Consider the following 13021-nt stretch of genomic DNA (forward strand, 5'->3'; position numbering starts at 1 on the left):
AAGTTCAAGGCCGTAGGTCGCGGGTGAGGCTTCAGACTTACGCTGCACACCGCAGCAAAAAGGCCGGCGGGGTCACCCCCGCCGGCCTTTCTCGCACGCGCTCTGGCGCCGATCAGAAATCGGCCGGGGCGGCGATGCCGCTCTTGGCCAGATTGTCCTTGATGGCGCCCTTCAGGCGTTCCAGCCCTTCGGCGCTGAACGCCTCCGCACGGGCGACCAGCACGTCCTGGGTGTTGGACGCGCGCAGCAGCCACCAGCCATCGGCGTTCTTCACGCGCACGCCGTCAATGTCGTTGACCTCCGGACCGCCGGCGGCTTCCTCCGCCTTCACGCGGGCCTTGATCTCCTCCACCGCGGCGAACTTGCGTTCCTCGCTGACCTGGAAGCGGACTTCCGGGGTGTTCAGCACGTCGGGCAGCTCATCGCGCAGGGCCGACAGTTCGCCATGGCGCGACACCAGACCCAGCAGGCGGACAGCGCAATAGAGCGCGTCGTCGAAGCCGTAATATTTGTCGGCAAAGAAGATGTGGCCCGACATTTCGCCGGCCAGCGGGCTGTTGGTTTCGGCCATCTTGGCCTTCAGCAGCGAATGGCCCGTCTTCCACATCAGCGGCTTGCCGCCCAGCTTGGCGATCTGGTCGAACAGGGTCTGGCTGGCCTTCACATCGGCGATGATGGTGGCGCCGGGATGGTTGGCCAGCACATCCTTGGAATAGATGGCGACCAGCTGGTCACCCCAGACGATGCGGCCCTTTTCATCCACGGCACCGATGCGGTCGGCGTCGCCGTCAAAGGCGATGCCCAGGTCGGCCTTCTCTTCAGCCACCTTGTGGATGATGTCTTCCAGGTTTTCCGGAATGGTCGGGTCGGGATGGTGGTTGGGGAAGGTGCCGTCGATATCATCGAACAGCAGCGTATGCTTGCCCGGCAGCTTGGCGACCAGACGGCGCAGGATCTCGCCCGCAGCACCATTGCCATTGTCCCAGACCACGTTCAGGTCGCGGGTGCCGTCATAATCGGCCACCAGACGCTCGACATAGGCGTCCTGGATGTCGATCGTCTCTTCGCTGCCCTCACCGGTTTCGAAATCGCCGGCAGCAGCGATCTTGCCGATCTCCAGGATCTGGGCGCCATAGAACGGCGCCTTGCCGATCATCATCTTGAAGCCGTTATAATCCGGCGGATTGTGGGAGCCGGTGATCATCATGCCGGCATCCAGCTTCAGATGACGGGCCGTGAAATACAGCATGGGCGTGGGGCCCAGGCCGATGCGCACGACATGCAGGCCCGTGGATTTCAGCCCCTCGACCGCGGCTTCTTCCAGCGACGGGGAGGACAGACGGCCGTCAAAGCCGATCGCCACCTTCTTGCCGCCCCCGCGCACAACCATGGTGCCGAAGCCGCGCCCGATGGCACGCGCGTCGTCGGTCGTCAGCGTCTTGCCGATGATACCGCGGATATCGTATTCGCGCAGGACCGTGGGGTGGAAATTGTGCGCCAGGGTCATGTTGGGGTCACCTGAACAGGGTTGGTTAAAAGGTCTGGGACGGCAGGAAAGCACAAGCCGCGCGCTGCCGCCAGCCTGTTGAACGCGGTAATGCACCTGTTTGTGCCGACACGCGAAAGTAGTGGAGAAGCGGGCGTTACCAAAAGTCTTTGGCCTGCCCGCCGGCCCCGAAATCCCCTTACCGATGCCCCTTCTTCACCCGCCCCGGACGGCCGATGGAATGGTAGGCGAAGCCGGCCATTTCCGCGTCTTCGGGATTGAAGATGTTGCGCAGGTCGACCAGGACCGGCGCCTTCATCGCCTTCAGCAAGCGGGACAGGTTCAGCATGCGGAATTCGTTCCATTCCGTCAGGACCAGGGCGCAGTCGGCCCCGTTCAAGGCGGCATAGGTGTCGGCCACCCATTCCACGCCGGGCAGCAGCTTGCCCGCCTCATGCATGCCGGCCGGGTCATAGGCGGCGACATGGGCGCCGGCCGCCTGCAGGGCCGGGATGACGTCCAGCGCCGGGGCGTCGCGCATGTCATCCGTGTTGGGCTTGAAGGTCACGCCCAGCACGCCGATGCGCTTGCCTTCCACCGACCCGCCGCAGGCGGCGATCACGCGGTCCGCCATGGCCTTCTTGCGCTTGTCGTTCACATCGACGACGGTTTCGATGATGCGCAGCGGGCTGCCGTAATCCTGTGCCGTCTTCACCAGGGCCAGCGTGTCCTTGGGGAAGCAGGACCCGCCATAGCCGGGGCCGGGATGCAGGAACTTCTTGCCGATGCGGTTGTCCAGGCCGATGCCCTTGGCCACGTCATGCACGTCGGCGCCCACCTTCTCGCACAGGTCGGCGATTTCGTTGATGAAGGTGATCTTGGCGGCCAGGAAGGTATTGGCGGCATATTTGATCAGTTCCGACGTCTCCAGGCTGGTGAAGACCATCGGCGTTTCGATCAGGAACAGCGGCCGGTACAGCGCCCGCATCACCTGGCGCGCGCGGTCGCTGTCGGTGCCGATGACCACGCGGTCGGGCCGCATGAAATCCTCGATCGCCGAGCCTTCACGCAGGAATTCCGGGTTCGACGCCACGTCGAAATCGGCTTCGGGCCGGGTGGTGCGGATGATGCGTGCTACTTCACGCCCCGTGCCCACGGGCACCGTGCTTTTGGTCACGATGACGGCGTAATCATCGGGATCCAGCGCCGCCGCAATCTCCGCCGCAGCACCATAGACATAGGACAGGTCGGCATGGCCGTCGCCGCGCCGCGACGGGGTGCCCACCGCGATGAACACGGCATCGGCGCCGCGCACGGCACTGGGCAGATCGGTGGTGAAGGACAGGCGGCCAGCCTTGGCGTTCTTTTCCACCAGGGCTTCAAGGCCAGGCTCATAGATGGGGATTTCCCCCTTCAGCAGCCGCGCGATCTTGCCTTCATCCTTGTCGACACAGACCGTGTCCACACCGAATTCGGAAAAGCAGGCCCCGGAAACCAGACCGACATAGCCGGTGCCGATGACGGCAATGCGCATCGGAAATCTCCCATCCTTGAAAGGGGGGACGCCTGACGGTCACCCCGACATACAATCTGCCCTTAGCACAAACCGCCCGGTGCGGTCTTCTGCCGTGATGATGACGGCGTCACGCCGCCTTCTTCTTGTTCCAGAAATCGCGCCGGGCCCAGGCCTGGAACGGATAGGCCAGTTGCCCCAGGAAACTGTCGGGCACCACGTCCTTGCAGCCGATATTGACCGGCGGCTTGCGATCGGACGGCAGCAGGCGGGTGCCGAAGACGATGTCCCACAGGATGAAATTCTCCCCGTAATTGACATTGCCCTCAATCGGGTCGCGGTTGTGGTGCCAGCGATGCAGCTCCGGGGTGGAGAAAATCCAGTTCAGCGGGCCGCAACGCATGTCGATATTGCAATGGGTCAGGAAGCCGACATAGGTGGTGATGGCCAGCACCCACAGGATCACATCCTTGGGCGCGCCCAGAAGCCCGGCAATGGCCATGGCAAACGCCGTCTTCCATAGGCTGTCCAGGAAATGGAAGCGGCCGGTATTGACGATCCACAGCTTGGTGACGCTGTGATGGATGGCATGCCAGTGCCAGATGGCGCGGAATTCATGGGCCGTGCGGTGCGCCCAATAAAGCCCGAATTCTCCGGCGATCAGCGCCAGCAGCACCTGTGCGGCCATCGGCCAGTCGCCGGGCCAGAAGCCCGACGCCGCCGTCGGTCCCGCCTGGTCCAGCCCGGCGATGGCGATCGACGCCGCGATGGCCTGACCCAGGCCCTTGTTCAGCACCGTATGCGCGATGTCGTTGAACAGCTGCCCGTCGCTTTTCATCCAGGCCTGTTCATAGGGCATGACCCGTTCCAGGATCAGCAGCACGGCCGCCAGCCCGAAATAGGTCGCGTTGAAAGCCAGCACCGCATGGCCCGATTGCCAGCCATACCAGTAGCCGGCGATACAGACCGCAACCAGCAGGGGCCACAAGAGATGGGCGATGACGGCACGCATCGGTCTTCCTTTTGGCAAAATCACATGGATGTATTGCCGTTTAGCACCCGGTCGCGCAAGGTTCCGCGCGGTCGCAGGGCGGGAAAAAGGGCTGTCGCATCATGAAGATCGGTCTGGCATTGGGCAGTGGCGCCGCACGCGGCTGGGCACATGTGGGCGTGCTGCGGGCGTTGGCCGAAATCGGGCTGAAGCCGGACGTCATCGCCGGCACGTCGGTGGGCGCGCTGGTCGGGGCTGCCTATCTGACTGACCTGCTGCCGGAATTGCAGGAATATGCCCAGGGTTTCGGCATGCTGGACGCGCTGAAACTGCTGGACCTCACCTTCTCCCGCGGCGGTCTGGTCAGCGTTGAAAAGGCCTATGAGCGGTTCCGCAATGAACGCACGGACGTGCCCATCGAATCGCTGTCCATCCCCTTTGCCGCCGTCGCCACCGATCTTGCCACCGGCAAGGAGGTGTGGCTGCGCGAAGGGCACCTGCTGGATGTCGTCCGCGCCTCGGCCGCCATTCCCGGCATGTTCCCGGCCGTGCCGCATCAGAACATGTGGTTGGCCGACGGCGCCCTGGTGAACCCCGTGCCGGTATCGCTGTGCCGGGCCCTGGGTGCCGAAGTGGTGATCGCCATCAACCTGAACGGCGACCTGTCGCAGATGCCGCGGCTGGGCAAGCAGCAGCTGGGGCCCGTCAATGTCAGCCTGCCCGAACATCCGGTGGAACTGGTGACGGAGGGGAACCCGCCGCGGCAGATCGCCAAGCCGCTGGCCAAGCTGGCGGCCAAGCTGAACGAGGTGGGAGAGAACGCCCGGCAGCAGTTCCAGGCCCGCTTCGCCAAGCCGCGCAGCCCCGCCCCCGGCATTCTGGAGGTCATGGCCAGTTCCATCGACATCATGCAGGACCGCATTACCCGGTCTCGCCTGGCCGGTGAACCGCCCGACGTGCTGATCACACCGCGCATCGGCCATATCGGCATCCTGGAATTCGAACGGGCGGAGGAGTTGATCCAGCTGGGCTACTCCGCCGCCGTCGCCATGCGCCCGGCCGTGGAACTGGCCATGGTGCGGTGAGGGGGGCGTACGTCGCGCTGGTGCGCGGCCGGAACATAGTTGACGCATCGCCCCCGCATCCCTTCAATGACCCGATCCAAATTCGACCGGGTACCCCATGTTCACGCGCCCCACCACCGACCCCACCCCGCATTCCCGCGCCGGGGCCGAAGCCCTGAAACGGGGGGATTTCGCCGGGGCCAAGGCGGGGTTCGGGCGGGCAGTGGCCGCCGGGGCACGGGACCTGGGCAATCTGCTGGGGCTGGCCTATGGCTGCCGTGGGGTGGGGGATGTCGGCGGCATGCTGTCGGCGCTGGATCAGGTTCTGCTGATCGATCCGCGCAATGTCCGTGCCCTGATCCTGAAGGGCGACCATTTCGCTGCCACGGGTGCCGATAAGGCCGCCACCTCCTTCTATGGCAACGCCCTGCGCGTCGCCCCGCCAGCCGCGCAGTTGCCGGCCGATCTGGTGGCCGAACTGAAGCGCGTGCAGCAGGTGGTGCAGGATTATGGCGCCAAGTTCGAGGCGCATCTTCTGTCCAGCCTGAAGGGCCACGGGTTCGACCCGGCCACGTCCGGCGGACGCTTCGCCCGGTCCCTGGACATCCTGTTCGGTCGCCGTCAGGTCTTCTACCAGCAGCCGCAGGCCTTCCTGTTCCCCGAACTGCCGCAGGTGCAGTTCTATGAGCGGGACGTCTTCCCCTGGCTGGAGCCGCTGGAAGCACAGACGGACGCCATCCGGACAGAGCTTCAGGCCGTGCTGGATGGGCCCGATGCCTTCCAGCCCTATCTGGAAGCCAGCGCCGACCGCGCCCAGATCGACCGGTCGGGCCTGCGCGGCAACAAGGATTGGGGCGCCTTCTTCCTGTGGAAGAACGGGGAACCGCAGCCGGACAATATCGCCCGCTGCCCCGCCACGGTGAAGGCGCTGGAAGGGTTGCCGCTGGCCGGCATCCGGGGGCGGGCGCCGTCGGTGCTGTTCTCCATGCTGCGGCCGGGCACGCATATCCCGCCGCACACAGGTTTCGTGAATACCCGCCTGATCTGCCATCTGCCGCTGATCGTGCCAGAAAAATGTGGCTTCCGCGTCGGCAATGACACCAGGCAATGGCAGGAGGGCAGGGCCTGGGTCTTTGACGACACGATCGAGCACGAAGCCTGGAACAACAGCAATCAGACCCGCGTCATCCTGCTGTTCGACATCTGGCGCCCGGAGCTGACGACGCGGGAACGCGATCTGGTCTCCGCCATGCTGACCGCCATTGACGATTACGGGGCCGGGTCGGGCGATTGGGGGAATTAGGGGCCCCGTCCACCAGGGGACGGCTGGCCCAAGTCACCCCGCCGCATGCACCCCGCGGGCGATGGCGCGGGCCAGGCAGTCGGCGGCGGCCGTGCCGATGCGGGCGGCCTGCCAGGAACGGGCCCGCTCATCGCCCAGCGCCACGGCCCCGCTGCCCACGCAGAAGACCAGATCGCCGTCAAACGGCGTATGGACGGGGCGGATGGCGCGGGCCAAGCCGTCCTGGGCCATGATGGCGATGCGCTTGGCCTCCACCTTGTCGATGGCGGCATTGGTGGCGACGACGGCCAGGGTGGTGTTGGCGCCCGGCTGCAACCGGCCCAGCTCGCGCAGGCGGGTTTCGTCCGGGATCGGGTCCGTGGCGGGCGGTTGGGCCGGGTCGGGGCGGATGCCGCCGAATTCGCCGTCAATCTCATAGGGCCAGGCCCAGAAGCTGCGGCCGTCCGGCATGAAGACGGAGCCGACGGGGTTGACGGCAACCAGTGCTGCCACCATCAAGCCGCCGCCAAGATCGATGGACGCCGTACCGATCCCGCCCTTGATATAGCCGGCCATGGCCCCGCGCCCGGCCCCGACGCTGCCCAGGGCGACATCCACCCCGGCATGGGCCACGGCCTGTGCGCCCAGGGCGCGATAGGGGGAAATCTCCCCCCAATTCTTGTCGCCTTGATTGTTCAGGTCGTGCAGCACGGCGCCGGGTACGATGGGGATGGCGCGGCCGCCGGGGCGCAGGCGCAGGCCGATCTCCCGTTCCGACAGATAGCCCACAACCCCGTCCGCCGCCGCCAGCCCGAAGACGGACCCGCCCGACAGGCAGATGGCATGGATGCCACCCACGACATTTTCGGGCGATAGCGTCTCCGTCTCCCGCACGCCGGGGCCGCCGCCACGCACATCCACGGCCGCTACCCACTGCCCGCCGCAGCGGATGACGGTGACGCCTGACCCGATCACCTCGTCCGTGGCATGGCCGACCAGAAGCCCGTCAATGTCGGTGATGCTGTTGCGGGGGCCGGGACGGAAGCTCATAGGGTCACCTGTTGCTGCCACGGCGTGGGCCAGGGGCGCTGGGCCGGGCGGATCTGTTCAAAGGCACGGGACAGGCGCAGCACGCCCATATCGTCAAACCGCCGCCCCACGATCTGCAACCCGATGGGCAGCCCGTCGGATGTGTAGCCGCAATTGATCGACGATGCCGGATGGTCCGACATGTTCCAGGCGACCGTGAAGGCGATATGTTCAAAGGGCCGGGCCGGATCATTGACGGGGCTGGCCCATTCTGCCGGAAAGGCAGGGCCGGGCGATGTCGGCGACAGGATGAAATCCAGCCCCTGGAATATGGCGCGGGCCGCGTCCTTCATCCGCATCATCTGATCCTGGCCCGTATAGACATCCATGGCGCTGTAACCCCGGGCGGCCCCCACCCAGTCGCGGATATAGGGCAGGATCAAGGCCTGGCGGGCCAGCGGCAGCTTTTCCATTTCATGCAGGAAGCGCGTGCGCCAGAACCGGTCCAGCCCGTCAAGCATCTCCCGGCTGATGATGGGGCCGACGGGGGTTACAATGGCCCCTTCGGCTTCCAGCGCGCGGGCGGCGTCGATGACCGCAGCGGCCACTTCCGGCTCCACCGCTTGGCCGCAGCCGGCATCCAGCATCAGGCCGATGCGCAACCCCTTCACAGGGGCGTCCAGGTCCGGCCAGGGCAGGGTGGCCGGGGGCAGGGACATGTGGTCGCGGTCGTCGGCCTGCGACAGGACGGCCATCATCAGGGCGCTGTCGGTGACGGTGCGGGTCATGGGGCCGGCGACGCGACCGTAATAGGGCGGGTCGATGGGGATACGGCCATTGCTGGGCTTGAAGCCGAAAATACCGCACCAGCCGGCGGGCAGGCGCACCGAACCGCCGATATCGGTCCCGACATGCAGGGGGCCATAGCCGGCCGCCGCTGCGGCGGCCGCTCCGGCACTGGACCCGCCGGGGTTCAGCGCGGGATTCCAGGGATTGCGGGTCAGACGGTGGAAACTGGACAGGCCCGATGACAGCATGCCGAAATCCGGCACGGTCGTTTTGGCAAAGCAGATGGCGCCCGCTTCGGCCAGTCGGGCGGCCGGGGGCGCGTCCGCTGCCTGCGGGGTCATGTCGGCGGCGGCCGTACCCATGGGCTTGGGCACGCCCCTGGTCGCGATCAGTTCCTTCAGCGTGACGGGCAGTCCGTCCAGCGGCCCTTTCGGGGTGCCGGCGAGCCACCTTGCCTCCGACGCCCTGGCCTCGGCCAGCGCTGCGTCCGGCCGGGCGGCCCAGGTTGCGGCGATCAGCGGTTCGGCCGCATCCATGCGGTCCAGGACGCTACGCATCACCTCCACAGGTGACAGCGCGCCGGTCCGATAGGCCGCCAGCAGATCGACGGCACCAAGATCACAGGGCTCAGTCATCCCCCATCGATAGCGCCTTGTTTCCAGGCGCGCAACGGACGGCGTGCCGCAGGGCTACACCGCCACCGCCCGCACACATTCCTCCGCCACGAACCGCGCGGCCCAGCCCGGCGCCTCCGCCACGGCATCGCCGACCAGGATCAGTGACGGCGCGGCGGGATCGGACAGGGCGGGGGCGGCGGCCAGATCGGCGATGCTGGCAAAGCGTGCCTCCATCTCGGGCCTTGTGGCGTTGGACACCAGGGCGGCGGGGGTTACGGGCGGCAGGCCGGCGGCGATCAGGCTGGCGGCGATTTCCCCCAGCCGGTCACGCCCCATATAAAGCGCCAGGGTCGTGCCCGCATCGGCCAGGGGGCGCCAGTCGATGGCGTCCGTTTCGGCGCCCGTGCGGCAATGGGCCGTGACGATGCGCAGCGACCGGGCCACGCCGCGATGGGTCAGCGGCAGGCCCAGTTGGGCGGCGGCACCCATGGCGGCGGTGATGCCGGGCACCACCTGCACGGCAATACCCTGGGCACGCAGGAAATCCGCTTCCTCCCCCGCTCGGCCGAAGACGAACGGGTCGCCGCCCTTCAGCCGCACCACCTTCAGCCCCCGCCGGGCGCAGGCGGCCATCAGTCGGTTGGTGAAGGCTTGCGGGACGGAGCGGCAGCCCGCACGCTTTCCCACCGACACCAGCCGCGTTTCCCGCCGCGCCAGATCCAGGATGGCGTCAGGCACCAGCGCGTCATGCAGGATGATGTCGGCCGTGCCGATGGCGCGCGCGGCCGTCAGGGTCAGCAGGCCCGGATCGCCGGGGCCGGCCCCGACCAGCATTACAGAGCCTTCGCGGTCACGGCCGCCGGCGATGAACCGGGCCAGCTCCGCCTCGATGGCCGCTACCGCCTGATCCTCCGGCAGGGCCATCAGCCGGTCGGCCGTGGGGCCGGACAGGACGCGGTCCCAGAAGCGCTGACGGTCGCGCATGGTCTCCAGCCGGTCGCGCACGCGGGTGCGGGCCTGCCGTGCGGCGCGGGCCAGATTGGCATAGCCGGCGGGGATGGCCGCTTCCAGCCGCTGGCGGATATTGCGGGCCAGTGCCGGGGCGCCGCCGCCCGTGGACACGGCCACCACCACCGGCGACCGGTCCAGAATGGCCGGCACCGTGAAATCGCAGAGTGCGGGCACATCCACGACATTGACGGGCACATTGCGGGAAAAGGCGGCGCTGCGGATGCGGTCGGTCAGGTCGGGATCGCCCGCCCCGTCGATGGCCAGCACGGCGCTGTTCAGCAGGTCGGGGCGGAATTCAAGCTCCCGCCGCGTGATGGCGCCCGTTTCCAGCAGTTCCAGCATCTCCGCCGACAGCTCATCAGCCACCAGCAGGATGGCGGCCCCGGCACGGGCCAGCAGGCGGGCCTTCGACGCCGACACCTCCCCACCGCCGGCCAGCAGCACGGTGCGGCCGCGCAGGTCCAGAAAGACGGGGAAGTAAGGCATGGGCTGGGCCGGATCAGGCCGCGACGTCTGGTGCAGCATGGCGCAGGATCTCCTTGATCTCGGGAATGCAGGAACCACAGCCGGTACCGGCGGCCAGCACCGCGCCCACCTGTTCCACCGTGCGGGCCTTGCCGCAGGTGATGGCGTCGGCGATGCGGTTGCGGCCCACGGCAAAGCAGGAACAGACGATGGGGCCGGCATCGCCCTGCCCGTCGGCCAGGCGTGCGCGGCCGGCCAGCAGGCGGGTGCGGTCGGCGGGCGACAGGGGGCCTTGTGCGAACAGGTCCGTCAGCCAGTCGCGCGCCACGTCCGGCCGGTCCCCGTCCTGGAACAGGCAGGCGACCAGATGGCCGTCCTTCAGCCAGGCCTGACGGCGGGTGGAACGGGCCGGGTCGGCATAATCCAGATGCTCGCAATCGGTCAGTGCGGGGAAGGCGGGTTCCGCATCGCCGGCCAGTTCGATGATGCGGCAGGCGCCCGCCTCCTGCCGCACCCAATAGGGGATGGCGGACAGGTCCAGGTCGCGCGTGGTGAACAGTAGCCCCGCCCATTGCGTGATGAACCGTTCAACCCGCACGGGCACATGCTTGCTTTCCGGCTGGCCGGAGATGGCATCGGTGTGGCCGGCGATCAGCCGGCCGATGCCGCCCCTGGCCGACAGCGTATCGGACCAGTGCATGGGCACGAAGACCTGTCCGGGCTGCTGCGCCTGGGTGATGGTCACCCGCATCAGCGCCTCGCCCTGCATGCTGGTGATGCGGGCCAATTCCCCCTCCATCACGTCACAGGCGGCGGCATCGGCCGGGTTCATCTCCAGCAGTGGTTCCGGGCGGTGGGCGGACAGGCGGGCGGACAGGCCCGTGCGCGTCATCGTGTGCCACTGGTCGCGATACCGTCCGGTATTGGCGATCAGGGGGAAACGCAGGGATGGCCGCTCTACCGGCGGCTGGAAGGACACAGGCCACATGCGGGCCCGGCCATTGGCATGGGTGTAGCGGCCATCGGCATAAAGCCGGTCCGTGCCGCGCTTGGCCCCCGCCGGCTGCGGCCATTGGAAGGGCGGCATGGACTGGTAGGCATTGTCCTTGGCGTCGGCCCAGGCACCGATATCGAAGGCGCGCAGCCCATCATTCTCAAACGCCGACAGGGCGGCATGTTCGCGGAAGATGGCGGACGGGCTGGTCCAGGCAAAGGCCGGGCCGAAGCCCAGGGCCGCCGCCACCTTCGCCATGATCCACCAGTCGGGCCGGGCCTCGCCTGGCAGGGGGCGGAAGGGGCGCTGCCGGGAAATGCGGCGTTCGGAATTGGTGACGGTGCCGTCCTTTTCCCCCCAGCCGGCGGCGGGCAAGCTTATATGGGCGTAATCCAGGCTGTCGGTGCTGCCCACAATGTCCGACACGATGACCGTGGGGCAGAGGGCCAGGGCTTCGCGGACCAGATCGGCTTCCGGCAGGCTGACGGCGGGGTTGGTGGCCATGATCCACAGCGCCTTGATCCGCCCGTCACGGATGGCGCGGAACATGTCCACGGCCTTCAGACCCTGCCCGCCCTTCAGGGCCGGCGCCTTCCAGAACCGGCGCAGCCGTTCTACATCGCCCGCATCGTCCGGGTTCATGTGGGCCGCCAGCTGGTTGGCCAGACCGCCCACCTCCCGCCCGCCCATGGCGTTGGGCTGGCCGGTGACAGAGAAGGGGCTGGACCCCGGCTTGCCCACCCGGCCCGTGGCCAGATGCACATTCAGGATGGCATTGACCTTGTCCGTCCCGCGCGACGACTGGTTCACCCCCTGGCTGAACACGGTGACCGTGCGCGGGGTGGCCGTGAACCAGTCATAGAAACGGGCAAGGTCGGCCGGGTCCAGGCCGCAGGTCGCGGCCACATCAGGCGCATCGGCCCGCGCCGCCTCCAGCGCCGCCTCCAACCCCGTGACATGGCGCAGCACATAGGCGCGGTCGATGGCGCCGGCATTATCCAGATGCGCCAGCAACCCGTTGAACAGGGCCACATCCGTGCCGGGCTTCACGGGCAGATGCAGGTCGGCCAGATCGTTGCAGGCTGTGGCGCGCGGGTCGATCAGGACGACGCGGGTGCCCCGGTCACGCCTTGCCTTGCGCAGGCGCTGGGCCAGGACCGGATGGCACCAGGCCAGATTGGACCCGACCAGCACCACCAGATCGGCCAGTTCCAGATCCTCGTAACAGCCCGGCACCACATCCGCCCCGAAGGCGCGTTTGTGCCCGGCGACGGTGGAGGCCATGCACAGGCGGGAATTGGTGTCGATATGCGGGCTGCCGATGAAGCCCTTCAGCAGCTTGTTGGCGACATAATAATCCTCCGTCAGCAACTGGCCGGAGACATAGAAGGCGACGGCATCGGGCCCATGTTCGGCGATGGTGGCGGAAAGCCTGGTCGCCACCTCCGCAATTGCTTCTTCCCAGCCGACACGGGTATTGCCGATCTGGGGATGCAGCAGGCGGACATCGCCGCGTGCCTCCGCATTCACCGTGTCGATCAGGGCGGAGCCTTTGGAACAGAGGCGGCCGAAATTGGCTGGGTGCTCCGGGTCGCCCCCCACCACCCAGCCATCCCGCGCCTGACTGACGATCAAGCCGCAGCCGACGCCGCAATAGGGGCAGGTGGTCTTGATGTCGGTTGTGGGCATGGGGGCTCCTTGGACTGCTTTTCTGCTTCTTCCGTCACCCCGGCGAAAGCCGGGGCCCAGCGCAGAGCGGCGTCTGCCGCGATATAGACTC

9 protein-coding genes are annotated in these 13021 nt (G+C 67.4%); 2 read left to right on the forward strand and 7 right to left on the reverse strand.

Translation table 11 applies throughout. The features are described 5' to 3' along the window. Nucleotides 1-112: 112 nt before the first annotated feature. From pgmG to ACODTW_RS18910, 3 genes are all read right to left on the reverse strand, one after another. The gene (pgmG, locus tag ACODTW_RS18900; protein ID WP_488947604.1) at nt 113-1507 is read right to left on the reverse strand and encodes a phosphoglucomutase/phosphomannomutase PgmG; all 1395 of its coding nucleotides are present in this window, start codon (nt 1505-1507) and stop codon (nt 113-115) included. 178 nt (nt 1508-1685) lie between these two features. Then, complete coding sequence (locus tag ACODTW_RS18905; protein ID WP_488947605.1) at nt 1686-3020, reverse strand: UDP-glucose dehydrogenase family protein; 1335 nt, start codon at nt 3018-3020, stop codon at nt 1686-1688. 109 nt (nt 3021-3129) lie between these two features. After that, entirely contained in the window at nt 3130-4011 is an 882-nt protein-coding gene (locus tag ACODTW_RS18910) for a sterol desaturase family protein (protein WP_488947606.1), read from the reverse strand. Between the two features lie 101 nt (nt 4012-4112). Here ACODTW_RS18910 and ACODTW_RS18915 point away from each other — a divergent pair, with 101 nt between their 5' ends. Beyond that, nucleotides 4113-5075, forward strand: a complete 963-nt coding sequence (locus ACODTW_RS18915) for a patatin-like phospholipase family protein (RefSeq protein ID WP_488947607.1) — start codon at nt 4113-4115, stop codon at nt 5073-5075. Between the two features lie 97 nt (nt 5076-5172). Beyond that, nucleotides 5173-6357 (forward strand): aspartyl/asparaginyl beta-hydroxylase domain-containing protein, encoded by a 1185-nt coding sequence (locus ACODTW_RS18920; protein WP_488947608.1) that lies wholly within the window; start codon nt 5173-5175, stop codon nt 6355-6357. 33 nt (nt 6358-6390) lie between these two features. Here ACODTW_RS18920 and ACODTW_RS18925 read toward each other — a convergent pair whose 3' ends face one another. The 4 genes from ACODTW_RS18925 to ACODTW_RS18940 are packed head-to-tail and all read right to left on the reverse strand — an operon-like array spanning nt 6391 to nt 12930. After that, nucleotides 6391-7386, reverse strand: coding sequence for a P1 family peptidase (locus ACODTW_RS18925; protein WP_488947609.1), 996 nt, complete (start codon nt 7384-7386; stop codon nt 6391-6393). Further along, entirely contained in the window at nt 7383-8789 is a 1407-nt protein-coding gene (locus ACODTW_RS18930) for an amidase (RefSeq protein WP_488947610.1), read from the reverse strand. The genes ACODTW_RS18925 and ACODTW_RS18930 overlap by 4 nt, the downstream gene beginning before the upstream one ends. A 54-nt stretch (nt 8790-8843) precedes the next feature. Next, entirely contained in the window at nt 8844-10307 is a 1464-nt protein-coding gene (gene cysG, locus ACODTW_RS18935; protein ID WP_488947611.1) for a siroheme synthase CysG, read from the reverse strand. After that, entirely contained in the window at nt 10282-12930 is a 2649-nt protein-coding gene (locus ACODTW_RS18940) for a nitrate reductase (protein ID WP_488947612.1), read from the reverse strand. Before ACODTW_RS18940 ends, cysG begins: the two co-directional genes overlap by 26 nt. Nucleotides 12931-13021: the final 91 nt, after the last annotated feature.

The organism is Niveispirillum sp. FG148 (assembly GCF_057809655.1).